The 14,146-nt window shown below is 60.9% G+C and carries 18 protein-coding genes; 14 read left to right on the forward strand and 4 right to left on the reverse strand.

The features are described from left to right. The 3 genes from ABIN98_RS06530 to ABIN98_RS06540 form a co-directional block, all read left to right on the forward strand. Positions 1–149: winged helix-turn-helix domain-containing protein (locus ABIN98_RS06530; RefSeq protein WP_346908749.1), on the forward strand; the 149-nt coding region annotated here is incomplete at its 5' end. Then, entirely contained in the window at positions 150–1,742 is a 1,593-nt protein-coding gene (locus ABIN98_RS06535) for a HAMP domain-containing sensor histidine kinase (RefSeq protein ID WP_346908487.1), read from the forward strand. A 248-nt stretch (positions 1,743–1,990) separates the two neighbouring features. Continuing rightward, positions 1,991–2,473 carry a GNAT family N-acetyltransferase gene (locus ABIN98_RS06540; RefSeq protein ID WP_346908489.1) on the forward strand — a complete coding sequence of 161 codons (483 nt, stop codon included), beginning with the start codon at positions 1,991–1,993 and terminating at the stop codon, positions 2,471–2,473. A gap of 21 nt (positions 2,474–2,494) precedes the next feature. On the opposite strand, the gene ABIN98_RS06545 is transcribed toward ABIN98_RS06540, so the two are convergent. Further along, positions 2,495–3,409 carry a diguanylate cyclase gene (locus tag ABIN98_RS06545; RefSeq protein WP_346908491.1) on the reverse strand — a complete coding sequence of 305 codons (915 nt, stop codon included), beginning with the start codon at positions 3,407–3,409 and terminating at the stop codon, positions 2,495–2,497. Positions 3,410–3,647: 238 nt separating this feature from the next. Here ABIN98_RS06545 and ABIN98_RS06550 point away from each other — a divergent pair, with 238 nt between their 5' ends. Then, the gene (locus tag ABIN98_RS06550; protein WP_346908493.1) at positions 3,648–4,364 is read left to right on the forward strand and encodes a cysteine hydrolase; all 717 of its coding nucleotides are present in this window, start codon (positions 3,648–3,650) and stop codon (positions 4,362–4,364) included. An 81-nt stretch (positions 4,365–4,445) separates the two neighbouring features. On the opposite strand, the gene ABIN98_RS06555 is transcribed toward ABIN98_RS06550, so the two are convergent. Further along, complete coding sequence (locus tag ABIN98_RS06555) at positions 4,446–5,132, reverse strand: Crp/Fnr family transcriptional regulator (protein WP_346908495.1); 687 nt, start codon at positions 5,130–5,132, stop codon at positions 4,446–4,448. A gap of 241 nt (positions 5,133–5,373) precedes the next feature. On the opposite strand from ABIN98_RS06555, the gene ABIN98_RS06560 reads away from it, so the two are divergent. Continuing rightward, positions 5,374–6,735, forward strand: a complete 1,362-nt coding sequence (locus tag ABIN98_RS06560; protein ID WP_346908497.1) for a cytochrome c peroxidase — start codon at positions 5,374–5,376, stop codon at positions 6,733–6,735. A gap of 160 nt (positions 6,736–6,895) precedes the next feature. Continuing rightward, positions 6,896–7,600, forward strand: coding sequence for a DUF1287 domain-containing protein (locus ABIN98_RS06565; RefSeq protein ID WP_346908499.1), 705 nt, complete (start codon positions 6,896–6,898; stop codon positions 7,598–7,600). Positions 7,601–7,662: 62 nt separating this feature from the next. On the opposite strand, the gene ABIN98_RS06570 is transcribed toward ABIN98_RS06565, so the two are convergent. Continuing rightward, a complete protein-coding gene (locus ABIN98_RS06570; protein WP_346908501.1) occupies positions 7,663–8,391 on the reverse strand; it encodes a S24 family peptidase in 729 nt (242 codons plus the stop codon). Between the two features lie 320 nt (positions 8,392–8,711). On the opposite strand from ABIN98_RS06570, the gene ABIN98_RS06575 reads away from it, so the two are divergent. From ABIN98_RS06575 to ABIN98_RS06585, 3 genes are read left to right on the forward strand one after another with little or no spacing between them, the layout of a single operon-like run. Further along, entirely contained in the window at positions 8,712–9,014 is a 303-nt protein-coding gene (locus tag ABIN98_RS06575; RefSeq protein WP_346908503.1) for a hypothetical protein, read from the forward strand. Then, positions 9,014–9,424 carry a hypothetical protein gene (locus ABIN98_RS06580; RefSeq protein ID WP_346908505.1) on the forward strand — a complete coding sequence of 137 codons (411 nt, stop codon included), beginning with the start codon at positions 9,014–9,016 and terminating at the stop codon, positions 9,422–9,424. The genes ABIN98_RS06575 and ABIN98_RS06580 overlap by 1 nt, the downstream gene beginning before the upstream one ends. Positions 9,425–9,470: 46 nt before the next feature. Continuing rightward, the gene (locus tag ABIN98_RS06585; RefSeq protein ID WP_346908507.1) at positions 9,471–10,073 is read left to right on the forward strand and encodes a DUF6362 family protein; all 603 of its coding nucleotides are present in this window, start codon (positions 9,471–9,473) and stop codon (positions 10,071–10,073) included. Positions 10,074–10,139: 66 nt separating this feature from the next. Here ABIN98_RS06585 and ABIN98_RS06590 read toward each other — a convergent pair whose 3' ends face one another. Continuing rightward, positions 10,140–10,478: a hypothetical protein gene (locus ABIN98_RS06590; RefSeq protein WP_346908509.1), complete on the reverse strand. Its 339-nt coding sequence runs from the start codon at positions 10,476–10,478 to the stop codon at positions 10,140–10,142. A gap of 544 nt (positions 10,479–11,022) precedes the next feature. Between ABIN98_RS06590 and ABIN98_RS06595 the strand changes: the two genes are divergently transcribed. The 5 genes from ABIN98_RS06595 to ABIN98_RS06615 are packed head-to-tail and all read left to right on the forward strand — an operon-like array spanning position 11,023 to position 14,132. Continuing rightward, positions 11,023–11,274 (forward strand): Gp49 family protein, encoded by a 252-nt coding sequence (locus ABIN98_RS06595; RefSeq protein ID WP_346908511.1) that lies wholly within the window; start codon positions 11,023–11,025, stop codon positions 11,272–11,274. Continuing rightward, a complete protein-coding gene (locus ABIN98_RS06600; RefSeq protein WP_346908512.1) occupies positions 11,271–11,528 on the forward strand; it encodes a hypothetical protein in 258 nt (85 codons plus the stop codon). The genes ABIN98_RS06595 and ABIN98_RS06600 overlap by 4 nt, the downstream gene beginning before the upstream one ends. 15 nt (positions 11,529–11,543) lie before the next feature. Beyond that, positions 11,544–12,026: a hypothetical protein gene (locus ABIN98_RS06605; RefSeq protein ID WP_346908514.1), complete on the forward strand. Its 483-nt coding sequence runs from the start codon at positions 11,544–11,546 to the stop codon at positions 12,024–12,026. Then, positions 12,010–13,590 carry a hypothetical protein gene (locus ABIN98_RS06610; RefSeq protein WP_346908515.1) on the forward strand — a complete coding sequence of 527 codons (1,581 nt, stop codon included), beginning with the start codon at positions 12,010–12,012 and terminating at the stop codon, positions 13,588–13,590. Before ABIN98_RS06605 ends, ABIN98_RS06610 begins: the two co-directional genes overlap by 17 nt. Further along, positions 13,587–14,132: a hypothetical protein gene (locus tag ABIN98_RS06615; protein ID WP_346908517.1), complete on the forward strand. Its 546-nt coding sequence runs from the start codon at positions 13,587–13,589 to the stop codon at positions 14,130–14,132. Before ABIN98_RS06610 ends, ABIN98_RS06615 begins: the two co-directional genes overlap by 4 nt. The last annotated feature ends 14 nt before the right edge of the window (positions 14,133–14,146 follow it).

Genomic DNA, 14,146 nt, shown 5'->3' on the forward strand with positions numbered 1-14,146 from the left:
AGGGAGCCTACAAGGACAATATTCACGTGTCCGACCGGACCATCGACAGTCATATCCGCAACATCCGTGGCAAGATGAGCGCGGCCGGCTGCGCCGAGGCGATCGAGACGGTCCACGGGGTCGGCTTCCGGCTCGGGGCGTGTGAATAGATGTTCCAGTCATTCCGGGACAGGTGGCGACCTCCGCTAAGCGTGATCGTGGCAGTGGTGCTCGGCATCATGCTGGTGGTGCCGCTGGCAGGTATCGTTTTCTTCCGGGTCTACGAGACGGAACTGATCCAGGCGACCGAAGCCGAGCTGATTTCCCAGAGTGCTGCGATTGCGGCTGCCGCTTCGGAACGGCTTCTCGAACTGGGCGGGGCGGAGCTGAAGACCGGTGCGGTGGTGCCTGAGAGCATCCACTATGCCTGGTCTTATGAATATGCTGATCCGGACGATCCCTGGTTCCTGCTGCGCCCGCAATTGGACCTGGCAAAGACGACGGTACTGCCGGACCGCCCGGATCCAGAGAAGGCAAGAACTCCAGCCGATCCGGTTTACATTGCTGCAGGGCTGTGGCTCGACACGATTCTGAAAGAAACCCAGAAGCGGACACTCGCCGGGTTTCGGGTGCTCGATTTCAACGGCACTGTGATTGCCGGGCGTGGTGATATCGGACTTTCCTTTGCCGAGGTGCCGGAAGTAAAGGCCGCGCTTTCCGGCCGCTATGGCAGTGCGTTGCGCGAGCGTGTCGTCAACAATCCACAGCCGATCTATTCCATCAGCCGGGGCAGTTCTGTGCGCGTGTTCACGGCTCTGCCGATCGAGATCAACGGCCGGGTTGCCGGCGTCGTTTATGCTTCGCGTACGCCGAGCAACATCTTGCGGGAGATGTATCTGAAACGGGAGGCGGTTTTCGGGGTGCTGGCCTTCGCGCTCGGCTCCACCTTTCTCGTGGGATTCATCTTCCTGCGCGGCATTGCCGGGCCAATTCGGGCGCTGACGGCCCGCTCTCTCAGGATCGGTAACGGTGACCGGGACGCGATCCGGCCGCTCGCCATCCACGGCAGCCGGGAAATCCATGCGCTGTCGACCAGCTTGCTGGACATGTCGCGCAAGCTGTTTGAGCGCAATGACTACATCAATACCTTCGCCACCCATGTGTCACACGAGCTCAAGTCGCCGCTGACATCGATACAGGGCGCCGCGGAACTGTTGCTCGACGGTGGAGACACCATGTCGGAGCCAGAGCGGGCGCGGTTTCTGAAAAACATTCTGGAGGACACGGAGCGCGCTTCGCTGCTGCTCACCCGGCTGCGGGCGCTGGCGCGGGCCGACAGCGTGGAGATCGGCGGCAGCTGCCGGCTGGCGGAGGTGCTGAAGGACGTTGGCTGCCGGTTCGAGGGGCTTGAGATTGCTTGTCCGGCGGACGGCGTCCTGCTGCTGTCGGAGGAGAACGCAAAGATTGTCTTTGAAAACCTGATCGACAACTCCGCTCGCCACGGCGCGGATCGGATAACATTTGAAGCTAATCAGGGGGAGGAGATTTCGATCCTCATTTGCGACAACGGTACCGGTATCTCGGAAGGCAACCGGGACCAGATCTTCGACCTGTTTTTCACAACAAGGCGTGAGGCGGGCGGCACCGGCATGGGCCTTGGCATTGCCCGCACGCTGCTCAAGGCCCACGGCGGGACAATCGAGCTCGAGCCTTCGGACGAGGGGGCATGTTTCCGGATCGTATTGCCGGGGCGGGGCGAATAGCGCAGTGACAACCGCCTTGTTCCCGGGTGAACGGTTGAGGCGAGCGGCTGGGGCGGTATAGTCTCTGGAATCTGACTTTCCCGTTTTCAGGCCATTCAGGGATCGTCCTGAACCGAATCCAGTACGCACGCGGTACTGTCTCGCGCAATTGTGACGGGCGCCGGGAGGGTGAAATCTTTCGATCCAAAGTCGGCCTCCCATATGAACATCCTACGTCTTGCCTGTTTCCATCCCGGATCAATTTTCGAATGCCAAATTCCGTTGCCGAAATCGATTTTGTCCGGCTGACCGACGTCTCTCCGGACGAGATTATCGCTCATATGTCGGATCCTCGGGTCGGCGAGCACATGCCGCTTTTGAAAGGCGCATGGGACCGGCAGGCTTGCGATGCCTTCATTCTGGCCAAGGAAGCGTGCTGGCAACGCGATGGCCTCGGCCATTGGGCAATTCTGTGCAATGGCGTCTATGCGGGCTGGGGCGGGTTTCAAAGAGAAGGCGACGAATGGGATTTCGGACTGGTGCTGCCCCCCGGCAGCTTCGGGCTCGGGGCACGCATTACGGCCAAGGCACTTGCCTTTGCCCGGGATGACGAGCGCATACCTTTCGTGACCTTCCTGCTGCCACCGTCAAGAAGGCACTTGCGTTGGTTGGATCGGCTCGGTGCCGTCTTCGTCGGAGATGTGGACTATGACGGCAGTTCCTTTCTGAAATACCGTCTGGATACACCATAGCCGCGTGCAGGTGTCGTGCAATCAGGCATCCGTATCCATAGAAAGGTCCCACGCAAGGCAGCGGTTCTTGCCGGCGGCCTTTGCGGCGTAAAGGGCTGTATCCGCCCGATCAATCGCTCCTTCGACCGGCACGCCTGCCTGAAGGCCTGCGAGCCCGAAAGACGCTGTGACGAAAACAGGATCATCTGCACCCACAAGCTGCGGCAGCTTTGACAATGCCGCGCGTAGTCGTGTGATCACCGCAAGCCCGTCGCTGCAGGGTGTGTCGGGGAGGACGATCAGGAATTCCTCGCCGCCATAGCGGTAGACGGCATCATAGGGGCGCAGGTTCTGGCCGATATGGTGGGCGAACGAGGCCAGCACCCTGTCTCCGGCAGGGTGGCCGAAGCGGTCGTTGACGACCTTGAAATTGTCCAGGTCCATCATGGCCAAACAGCAGGTCTGGATGCCACGGTCCACAAGTGCCTGGTGTTCGCGCAGTTGGGACAGCATGTGAGTGCGGCCGGGTATGCCGGTCAGGGGGTCGATGGCATAGAGAGTGTCGTCAATGTCCTGGCGGAGCGTGGCGATTTCCATACGGAGCTTCTTCAGAGCGATGATGAACTGCTGGTATTCCTTATGGGGAACTCCGTTATCAGTGGCCAATGCGTTCAGCATGTGCCGGGCATGGGTGTGCATTCGCTCGTGCTCGACGCCCAATTCGCGGAAGCCCGGCCGTTTGGCAAGTGCCGCCGTGACGTTGTTTCCGGAAAAGTACCACTGGCCAAGGCGGCAGTGGTGATGAGCGTCCTTGCAAAGGTCTCCCTCGTCCGGGGGCAGACCGCAGACCAGGGTTCCGATCAATGCGTCGAACCATTGCTCGTGATTGTAGGCGCAGCGGTCGATTTCAGCCGCCGCGGCACGTAGATCTTCGAGGCTTAGACTGTCGATCGCCATGACCGTCCCCTGACGTGATTATCAGGCCGACATCATGGCATTGCGATCTCTCTGAAGTCTTAAAAATGGCTCTGTGCCGTCCGGTATGTTCTGCATGGCGGAAAGGCGAATTTCCTGAAAGGTGGAGCAATTGCTGCATCGGCCGATGAGCCGGAAGCCTAGACAGGTCGGGTCGCCGGCGGGGTTTGGTGCCTGTCGGCGGGTTGAAGTGGAACCCGAACTGAAAAGGTTGACTGTCATGAATTCTCTTTTGACCTCGCTTGTCCTGAGCCTTCCGTTGGCCCTGGCCTCTGTTGCAGCACCGGCGGTTGCGGCAGAAGCCCTGCCGAGCTTCGACAAGGCCCGCACGGCGGTGGTGATCACCGATCCGCAGAACGACTTTCTTGCCGAAGACGGCAAGCTTTACGGGCTGCTTGCCGACAATCTGAAGGAACTGAACACGATCGCGAATATCGAAGCCCTGATGAAGGCGGCGAAAGGCTCGAAGATTACGATGGCAGTAGATCCGCTGGTCTACACCCCGGGCGACGCGGAGTGGAGCCGGGCCGGCGTCTTGCAGCGCCAGCTTCTGGATATGGGCGCGTTGCAGCGGGTTTCGGCCGAGGCCTTTGAAGGCTCGGGAGCCGATTTCTACGCACCCTACAAGCCGTATATCCATGACGGGCAGACTATTGTGGTTGCTCCGCACAAGATGTACGGGCCGGAAAGCAACGACCTGGTCTATCAGCTCAGGGCGCGCGGGATCGACACGGTCGTTCTCGCCGGTCTCGTCGCCAACCTGTGCGTGGATTCCCACATGCGCGCATTGATGGAAAACGGTTTCAAGGTCTATGTGGTCAAGGACGCGGTCGCAGCACCCGGCGAAGATGCCTATAACGCCGCGCTGGTCAATTTCTCCATGATCGCGAATGGCGTGCTGACGACCGCTGAAGCGACGCAGGCTCTGAGCCAATAAGAGCTGCCGATGCCGGACGGGGGCACAGGAGCAGGAGGCCCGGTGCAGCCATGCCTTTGGCTTGCACCGGGCCTCCTGAATTCAAGGGTGTTCCGGATCGCCGCCGGGGACCATCTGTTGCAGGCGGTCGCGGTCAAGGAGGGAGATCTTGCGGGGGGCGAGAGCGATCAGACCCTGGGCGGCAAGGTTGCGCAGGAGACGGGAGACGACCTCGCGGATGGTACCGAGGTGGCGGGCGAGCTTTTCCTGGGACAGGCGAACGATACCGGCTTCGTCCGCCTGTCCCAGAAGCAGCAGGATCAGGCGTTCCTCCTGAGGCAGGCGCATGGTCGTTTCCAGCAGTTGAAGCAGGGAAAAGACGCGGGTCGATAGCTGTTCGAACAGGAATTTCTGGGCAGTTGGTTCTGTGGCGAAGAGATCGCGGAAGACGGCGCCTGGAATTGTGAGTACGTCGACACCGCTGTCGCCGGCAGCAGCCCATGCCGGATAGGGAATTTCCGAAAACAGGCTGTTCAGCGCCAGGATGCAGCTTTGCCCCGGCTCGATCCAGTAAAGCGTGCCCTCGCGCCCGGACGGGTCGACATAATAAACGCGGATGTCCCCGGAACGGACAAGGTAGACGCCGTTGACCCGGTCACCGGGATGCAGGATGTCATGTCCGGGCTCGATCTTTTTGCGGGCCAAGCCTTGGCACAGTTTCGCACGGGCATCCGGCTCGAAAGCACGAGCGAAGGCAAATGCATCGATGGCCTCGTCCGAAATCGTCATGTGCTGCTCCCGTTCCTGATCGATACCCTGGTGTTCGCTCCGATCCTGAGATCGCACCAGCTTAATTCGGTTCGAGCTGGCTGTTGCGTGAAATACTGCCGCATCCGGCCGTGCGGTTACATTCCATCTGCATGGGACGAACACTGGAACAATTGCTCCATCGTGGTTGAGCGTTTTCGGGCAGGATTCCGATCGGAGCTGCCGGTTCTCGGCGGAAACCTCTTGTTCGGAGAAAATCGCCATGTTCTTCACCTTGTTCGTCATGGCCACCTGCACCTGCATCGGTTTTCTGGCGTTGTTCCTGATCACCGGAGATCTCGCGAAGCGGGGAGGTCTTGGCAGGCCGGCTCGTATCCTGCTTTCCGCAGGCCTGGGCATGGGCGTGATCGCCATTTCCATCAAGGTTCTCCTTGTCGGCGTCCTGATGGAAACGACAAAGGACCATCATCCGGAGTTCGCGGACGTCGAGCGGTCCGGACTTGAAGGAGTTCCAGGTGGTTTTGACGGCGCGTCCTATACGGGCAGATGGTACGCTCTCCCGAAGGCCGCGCCGACGCCCGATGGCGTGCGATTGAGGGATGATGTCGTTTCATTGGGGCGGCGGCTTTTCAACGACCGCCGACTGTCGGCGGACGGCAAGGTTGCCTGCGCTTCCTGCCACGATATCGGGGCTGGCGGCGATGATGGCCGTTCGGTTGCCGCTGGCATCGACGGGTTGCAGGGGACACGGAACGTGCCGACCGTCTGGAACGCAGCCTTCCTGTCGCGCCTGTTCTGGGACGGGCGGGCGGCGTCGCTGGAGGAGCAGGCGGAAGGACCGCTGCTCAATCCGGTGGAAATGGGCATGGCCTCGCATGGAGCTGTGGAGGCGGCCGTACGCGCGGATCCGACCTACAGAGACGCGTTTCAGCAGCTCTTTGGAGGCGATGCGACAATCGAAAGGATCGTTTCGGCCATCGGCAGCTATGAACGCACGTTGATCTCGCCGGAAACCGCCTATGACCGGTTCGTGCGCGGAGTGACCGGCGCACTCACGACGCAACAGGTGAGGGGCATGGCGCTGTTTGCCGGGCTCGGCTGCCGAAGATGTCACCGCGATCCGACTTTCAGCGCTGCCGGCAGGATCCGGCCAGCGGGTGTACGCAAGCCGTTTCCGATCTTCACCAATGCCGATTATGTGGCCAGATACGATCTGCTCGCCGACAGGGGGGCATCGCCCCGGCATGGCGGCGATGGGCCGGGCCTGTGGCGGGTTCCGTCCTTGCGCAACGTGGCCAATACAGCGCCCTACTTTCACAATGGCTCGGTCGCGACCCTGGAAGAGGCTGTCCGTGTGATGGCGGCGACGCAGCTCAACAGGAGACCGGTGACGGGGGCGGAGGACGAGGTGCCGTCAATCATCTGGGACCCGGCCACGCGGAAGCTCACACCCTACCGTCCGAAGGTGCTGACGGCTGCGGATATCGACGCAATCGTCGCATTTCTGCGCAGCCTGTCGATCGAGCGGGACGATATGGGCAAGGTGGCCGGAGACAAGCTGCGTCCACGCGTTGCGGTGTTCTCGGAAACTGATTCAAGGATATCTGCTAACCCGCTGTATTGAAAAAGGAAGCTGGTGCGATGGGTGGAGTTTTGCGACCTCCGAAGAACGCAGTCATTTGGAGTAGAGCCACCCAGCCCGAAAACCGGGATTCTGGATATAGTTCACCACAATGAGGTCCCAATCCGTCTCTATCTCTGATCGTGTTTTCGGGAGGAACGGGATGAAGCGGCGTGCATTTCTGATCGGATCCGGTGTTCTTGCGGGCGGTGGACTGCTGGCTGCAGCGGTGCCTTCCTATCGGATACAGGCGGTGGTTCAGGTCGCACAATCGACGCTTGCCGGGCCTGAGGCTTCGCCGGAACCTGCTGCCGCTGAAACCGTCTGGCAGAAACCGGTGCCCTGGGCGGAGAAGCTTATTGCCGCGGCTGAGAGCCAGATCGGAGAAACGGTGACCTATGATCCCGCCTATGTCTCCCTCCCGTTTCCGAATGGCGATATCCCGCGTGAGCGGGGCGTTTGTACCGACGTGGTCATACGTGCCTATCGCGATGCTTTCGGCTTTGACCTTCAAAGGGAAGTCAACAGGGACATGAAGGCGCATTTTGTCGCCTATCCGAAGATCTGGGGTCTCAAGCGTCCTGACAGGAACATCGACCATCGGCGGGTGCCGAACCTCCAGGCCTTCTTCAAACGACAGGGTGCGGCGCTGGCGGTCAGCGGCAATCCGGAAGACTATCAACCGGGCGATGTCGTCTCACAGATGCTCCCCGGTAATCTGCCTCATATCGCGATTGTCACCCACCGCAGGTCGCAGGACGCAGCAAGGCCGTTGCTGGTTCACAATATCGGTGCCGGCACGCGGCTCGAGGACCGGCTGTTCGAGTTCGAGATCTCCGGGCACTACCGGTTCAAGCCTGTTGTCTGAGGGAACCTGGCGTTTGGATGCCGGAAGGTCCGCTTCATTCGCTCTGCCTGCCAGGTTTCGGCTTATTCGACGGGGCGAATGACGCTCAGGACCTTGGCGATGATGCGGACTTCGGCCGCTTCCTCGCTGTGATCATTGAAGATGATCGGATCCTGAAAGCGCGGATCATTGGATTCCGGTCTCAGTTCGATCCGGTCGTTATGACGGACGACACGCTTGGCCGTACGCTCTATCGTATGGCCGCCGTCTCTTGAGCGCTCGACGACGGCGACGTCGCCCGACTTGAGCTCAATGCCCGCCTGCATGAAGTCGAGGCAGAGGATAAGGTCGCCGTCCCGGGCGATCCGGTTCATGCTCTCGCCGCGGATCCGCAGAAGATACTGGGCGTTGGGCGGAAACCGCCTGTCTCCGCCGGCGAGGGTGGATTCTTCCGATTGCTCGGTCTCGAACAGTCCGGCTTCCATCCACAGCCCTGCAGCGACTTCCCCCTTGATTTCCAGGGCTTTCGGCCTGCTACCGCTGGGCGCGATATCGAATTCGGTGACGAGGGTGGGGGCAAGGTCCAGGATCTGTTCGCGGGTGATCGGCGGATCGCCCTGGCCTTCCAGCACGGGCAGAAGTTTGGCGACGAAATCCGCCGGCAGGGAAGGCTTGACGAAATCGGTGCTGAAATAGCGCTGTATGGACGAGGCATTACGATAGCCCATCCGTCGCGCGATTTCCCGCAGCGAGAAGCCGCTCTGATCCTTGAGCGCGGTCAGACGGGCCGGAATATCCGTGTCTGCGTCCATGACATGCGTGCACCTTTTTCAAACAATGTACGTAATTAACAGAAAAAACGTATGCCGTCTACGTTGACCGGTCATCGGAATAAATGTACGAAAAAACGTACATTCATTTGAAGTTTGTGAGAGTACCGGCAGGAATTTCAGCCTAACAGTAAGATCCAGCCGAAACGTGTGCAGGAATGAAATCGCCATGCCTTCGTTCAAGTTTAGACGTCTTTGCGTCTGATGTTCGAGCAATTCCAAATTGGGTCATACGTAAATACGTACAAATATCGCTCGTGAAGGAGCAATCTCATGACACCTGAGCAACGACGATGGTGCGAATGACTGAAATCCAGGACCAGATCGAGGACGCCCGACGGCGGGTGGAGATCTGCCAACGCCGGGCGGAAAGACCCGGGGCTGGGATCGAGGACGAGCTTACCCTGCAGAGTGCGCGCAACCGGCTGCTGACGCTGGAATTGCATGTGCTGCGGCGGGTGGTGGCGTTGCAGAGGAAACTCGGCAAGGGGCCGGGCGGACCGATGGCGGTGCCGGAACCGGCAAGACCTCAAAAACACAGGCGGATGAGCGCCCGGGAACGGGCCGAAGCCGCTTTCGCGAAACTTCAAAAAGGAGGTGCCTGATGGCTTCAGGTGGACATGTGGACCGGATCGCCGGGGAATTCGGCGTCCATTTCATCAGTTTTGAGCGGCGGATCACCGGGGCGCACCAGTCCAAGGCGCGCCGGACCTGCCAGACGCTTCTAAAGAAGAACGGCGAGGATCATTTGCGCTTGGTGTTCGGCCTGATCAATGCGGGCAGAAACCGGGGCAACTGGTCGGCCCGCTGTTTCACCGCTGTCTCCTGGCTGGTGCTCAACCGGCCGGACCTGGTGGACCGTGCCGATTTCGTCTCCCTGTTCGACCGGATCGACCTGGACGCCTTGCAGCTCAGTGCGAGGAAGACCGACCCGAAGGCGCCGACCAAGGCGATGACGGTGCTGCTTTCCTACGAGATGGACCGGCTGGTGGCGGGAGGCGCGCTGGCTGCGTGAGGGCAGGCTACCGGCATTTGATAAACACGATAATGGAGAGAGCGATTTGACCACATGGACCCCTGAAACCGTTTTGGCCCGGCTGATCGAGGCGGCGGAGGTGATTGCGATCACCACGCGCCGCGACGGGCACAAGCGGTTGCGGACGCTGTGGCCGGAGTGGCAGCGCGATTATGCGGGCAAGATGCGCAAGCCGCGTCGGGTAGCAAGTCCGGCGGAGGTAGCGCGGGCGGAAGAGGCGATCACCTGGTATGAGCTGATTGAGGACGATAACAGCCGTTGCGCGCTGCAGTTTCAGGTGCTGAGTGCGGCCACAGGCGTGAGCTTTTCCAAGGTCTGCAACAAATTCGGTTGGAAACGCACAACGGTGATCAGCCGCAACTCGGTTGAACTGAAACGGCTTTCGGAAAGGCTGCGTCTAGACCGCGTTCCCATGCATCCCTCGGACCCTCGACATGTTCGTCAAAAGGGGGCAAAACCCGCACCTATCAACGGTACCTTGGAGAAATGCGCCACGCACTGGCGCAACTTCGAGCCGGGGACATTCGACCCGGAAAACTTCGATCCGTCGTGGGCGAAGGCACAGGCGGAGAAGCGCCGGCGCAAGTTGCTTGGGGTGGAGATTGAGGGGGAGGCGGGGGCGGGGTAAGCGAGGGACGCCGGACGCTTCAAACTGTCTGCATGTTTGAGATCGATACTTATTTAGAAGTCGATCTCATTCGAGCGGAATGGCGTACATCCGGCCAGCTTCGATCAACATTGGGGCCATCAAAAACAGCGCGCAAACATGGAATAGTATTCCAAGCAGCAACATCGATCCGCGCGGCAGATCCTCGCCTGCGGAGCCAACGAAAATACCGAACATCGCACCGGCGAAGAGCTTCAAGCCGAGCGCTGCCGTCATGAACCCGAGCGTGAGGGCGAAGACGTTCAGAGGCATAAATGGCTCGATGAACAAGTATTCGGTCAGGAACATGATCGCGATGACCCCCAAATAGATCGCCGTTCCCGTGCGCGGAAGAAACGCGATCTTGAAGGCTTCGCCTATTCTCATCTGTTCATAGCCTGTGCGTCTGGAACCGATTGAAGCATCAACTCAGCTTTGCAGCGATATATGGCTACAATTTCCAAGGCCTGCAACAATTTCGGCCGGAAGCGCACAACGGTGATCGGTCGCAACGTCGTTAAACGGAAACGGTTTTTGCAAAGGCTCTGTCTAGATTGCATTTTCATGCATTCCGCAACCCCTCGACACCTTCGTCAAAAGGGGGCAGAACCGCACTCATAAACGGTATTCTGGAGAACTGCGCCGCTCTCCGGGCGAGCTTAGCGGCAGGCCTTAGTACGCGGCATACTTATCGCTCAAGCGACCAGGCTCACGGAATACTGGGTCCCAGCCTGCGCTGGGACGACAAGGGGATGTGGGGCAGGGCTGTGCCTGACCGCGCAATGCTCTGGAAATGAGGTGGCCCCGGCTCCGGGCCGGGGTGACGGCCGAGGGTGGGGCCTCGGTATTCTTCTCTTCGGGAGAGAAGCAGCAATCGCAATCTGAAGGATCGCTTCGGCGGTCCTTTTTTATTGGAAAAAGGAAACAGGTCATGCGAGCCAATGAAGGTGAAGTCGATCAGATGATCGAGCGGGAGATTTTTCATCATTATCCGGGGTCGACGGTGGTCGGTTGTGTGCTGGTGACCGGCTTCGGCTACCAGGCGCACGGGTTTTCCATCGCGGGCGACCCGGACGGGTTCGATCTGGAGCGGGGCATGGAGATTGCCCGCAGGAACGCGCGCTGCCGCCTCAACGGGCTTGAGGCCTATTGCCGGCTGAAAGAAAAGGTGGAGATCCGATGAGCGAGACGATTGATTTCAGCGTGACCCGTGACGCCTGGACCGAGGTGGCGAGCGGGGCGGCCTATGTGACGGTGGCGACCCACGGCCGGGAGCGGTTCGCAGTGCATGCGGGGACGGTCGCGCCGGCACTGACGGCGGCGTTTCTGGAAGGGGCTCCGGGCGAGCCGGTGAAGCTGATGGGGCTGGGCGCTTCCGACAAAGTCTATGTGCGGGCGACCGTCAATCCGGCAAGTGTCGTGGTGCTGTCGAGCTGACCGGGCGTCTCGTGAATGAGTGAGGAGATGTCAGAGCCTGAGACCAACGGCGACGCGGTCAGATGGAAGACATCCAGGGCGCGAAAAGCAGCTTGCGACCGGTTTTGCGATCATATCCGCCAGGGGTTTTCCATGGACTGCTTCCCGGAGGCGAGTGCCCGGACGATCCGTCACTATGCCAAGGCCTACCCCGAGGACTTTCCAGCGGAGAATCTTGAGGCGGCGGCGCGGGAAGGCCTGCTGGTTTGGGAACAGCTCGGGCTTCAGGGAGCGAAGGGGGAGATCGCGAAGTTCAGTGCCACCGCCTGGATGTTCAACATGAAGAACCGGGCGGGCTGGCGGGACCGGCAGGAAACGCGTGCGGAGCCCGTAATTGCCGACCAGACGCCGGCAAAACAGACTGTGAAGCCACGGCCAACCGGTGAGATCGCTCTGTCGATGATGGCGCTGATGGCGCAAGCCGAATACGAACGGTGGACGGATGGTGACGACACTTGAGGCGCTGATTTCGAAGATTGATGCTATGGCCCCGGGCGATCGGCTGGCGTTGCAGACGGGCCTGGATGAAGCGGGCGTGCTGGATCAGTTCGCCCATTGGCAGCCGCAGGAGGGGCCGCAGACGGAAGGGTATTTCTCGCTTGCCGACCTGACGCTTTACGGCGGAGCGGCCGGGGGCGGCAAGACGGACTTGATTGCAGGGCTGGCGCTGTTCGCCCATCACAAGGCGGCGATCTTCCGGCGCAACCTGACCTCGCTGAAAGGCCTGATCCTGCGGATGAACGCGATCATGCGCGCGGCGGGGCTCGGCCGGATTACCGGTACGCCGCCGCGATGGATCGGCCCGGACGACCGGATCATCGAATTCGGTCATCTGGGCATGCCGGGGTCGGAGGAAGACTGGCAAGGCGTGGATCACGACCTGAAAGCTTTCGATGAAGGCGCGCAGCTCGATCCGCGCAAGATTATCTTCGTGCTTGGCTGGAACCGGACCACACGGCCAGGGCAGCGTTGCCGTGGGCTGATTGCCAGCAACCCGCCTCTTGGCGGGGAAGGGGATTATCTGCTGGACTGGTTCGGGCCGTGGCTCGACCCTCTGCACCCGCTTTACGGTGCGGCTCAGCCCGGCGAGCTGCTGTGGTCGGTGTTCATTGACGATGGCGATGCGATCCGCACCGTCTGGGTCGATGGACCGGAGCCGGTGGAGATCGAGGGCGAACTCCGGACGCCGAAGAGCCGGACCTTCATTCCCGCACGCATGGGCGACAACAAATACCTGGGCAAGGATTACGAGGCCCAGATCGACCAGATGCCGGAACCGATGCGCACCGCGCTCAAGACCGGAGATTTCGTCGCCGCCCGCCAGGACCATGACTGGCAGGTGATCCCGTCGGAATGGGTGGAGCTTGCCTTTCAGCGTTACGACCAGGGCGCCGATGCAGGTCTGCCCATGGACGTGATCGGCGTCGATGTGGCTCAGGGCGGCAAGGACAAGACCGTGTTGGCGCCGCTTCACGGGCGCCGGTTCGAGGAGAATATCGTGCGCCGGGGCGCGGACACCCGCGACGGCGCGGAGGTCGGTGCGCTGGTAATCAAGGAACGGCGCGACGGGGCGCTGATCGTGGTTGACTGCACCGGCGGCTGGGGCGGCGACACGGTCGGGTTTCTGTCCCGCGAAAACGGTGTGCCGGTAGAAAAATGCGTGTTCTCGGAACATTCCGGGGAAGCGGCAGCGGACAGTCGGATGCCGTTTTATAATCTTCGGGCGCAGCTTTACTGGCGTTTTCGCGAGGCGTTGCATCCGACCAGCGGAGCAGGGATCGCGATCCGGAGGTCGAGCGTGGTCAAGGCGCAGCTGACAGCGCCGCGCTGGGTGGCGCGCGGCAACAAGATCCTGATCGAAAGCAAAGAGGACATCAGAAAGCGGACCGGTGCGTCTCCGGACGAGGCCGACGCGATGGTGATGGCATGGGGATGGCGGGACAGGGCGGCGCTGAAACGGGCGGTGAGATCACAGGCGAAAAGCCGGAGCGCGCCTATAGAGGATCCGCTGGCCGACTGGTGATCCGCGATCTGTGCGTGCGCGATGCCTCTTATATCGCGGCCAATATGCGCGACGCGGACTTGGCGGAGATTTCCTGCCTTTGGAAGCATTGGGACACACGGAAGTTGGCGATATGCGCGGTGGAGCATTCGGTGCCGGGCATGGCCTGGTCGGTGTGGCTGAAGGGGCAGCCAGTGGCGGCCTATGGCTTCAGCTACGTCTCGCCGTTCGATCCGGACCATTGGCAGGCCTGGGCGTTTGGAACGGAGTGCTTCAGGCGGGCCGTGCCGGTCATGACTCGGCACGTGAATTCCATCCGGGACCTGATTGCGGCGGAGTGCCGGCGGCTGCAGGTCGTCACCCATACGGAGCATGACCTTTCGCACCGCTGGCTGGAGAGCCTCGGGGCGGAACGGGAAGGGGTGCTCAGGGCGTATGGGCGGAATGGCGAGGATTTCGTTGTCTATGCGTGGGTAAGGACGGACGAGAAGGAGTGCGGCAAGGCTGCGTCCCACTCTCGGTCGTCATTCCCGCCAAGCGAAGCGCGATCGGGGAACCGGTAACCCGGAGCCAATCG

Origin of the sequence: uncultured Roseibium sp. (genome assembly GCF_963675095.2) — a bacterium.
GTDB lineage: Bacteria > Pseudomonadota > Alphaproteobacteria > Rhizobiales > Stappiaceae > Roseibium.

Coding starts and splice junctions, on each gene's coding strand:
- ABIN98_RS06545 (WP_346908491.1), bottom strand. CDS start 3,409: ATGGCGATCGACAGTCTAAGCCTCGAAGATCTACGTGCCGCGGCGGCT.
- ABIN98_RS06555 (WP_346908495.1), bottom strand. CDS start 5,132: ATGACGATTTCGGACGAGGCCATCGATGCATTTGCCTTCGCTCGTGCT.
- ABIN98_RS06570 (WP_346908501.1), bottom strand. CDS start 8,391: ATGGACGCAGACACGGATATTCCGGCCCGTCTGACCGCGCTCAAGGAT.
- ABIN98_RS06600 (WP_346908512.1), top strand. CDS start 11,271: ATGAGCGAGACGATTGATTTCAGCGTGACCCGTGACGCCTGGACCGAG.
- ABIN98_RS06605 (WP_346908514.1), top strand. CDS start 11,544: ATGAGTGAGGAGATGTCAGAGCCTGAGACCAACGGCGACGCGGTCAGA.
- ABIN98_RS06550 (WP_346908493.1), top strand. CDS start 3,648: ATGAATTCTCTTTTGACCTCGCTTGTCCTGAGCCTTCCGTTGGCCCTG.
- ABIN98_RS06610 (WP_346908515.1), top strand. CDS start 12,010: ATGGTGACGACACTTGAGGCGCTGATTTCGAAGATTGATGCTATGGCC.
- ABIN98_RS06575 (WP_346908503.1), top strand. CDS start 8,712: ATGACTGAAATCCAGGACCAGATCGAGGACGCCCGACGGCGGGTGGAG.
- ABIN98_RS06565 (WP_346908499.1), top strand. CDS start 6,896: ATGAAGCGGCGTGCATTTCTGATCGGATCCGGTGTTCTTGCGGGCGGT.
- ABIN98_RS06590 (WP_346908509.1), bottom strand. CDS start 10,478: ATGAGAATAGGCGAAGCCTTCAAGATCGCGTTTCTTCCGCGCACGGGA.
- ABIN98_RS06540 (WP_346908489.1), top strand. CDS start 1,991: ATGCCAAATTCCGTTGCCGAAATCGATTTTGTCCGGCTGACCGACGTC.
- ABIN98_RS06595 (WP_346908511.1), top strand. CDS start 11,023: ATGCGAGCCAATGAAGGTGAAGTCGATCAGATGATCGAGCGGGAGATT.
- ABIN98_RS06535 (WP_346908487.1), top strand. CDS start 150: ATGTTCCAGTCATTCCGGGACAGGTGGCGACCTCCGCTAAGCGTGATC.
- ABIN98_RS06560 (WP_346908497.1), top strand. CDS start 5,374: ATGTTCTTCACCTTGTTCGTCATGGCCACCTGCACCTGCATCGGTTTT.
- ABIN98_RS06580 (WP_346908505.1), top strand. CDS start 9,014: ATGGCTTCAGGTGGACATGTGGACCGGATCGCCGGGGAATTCGGCGTC.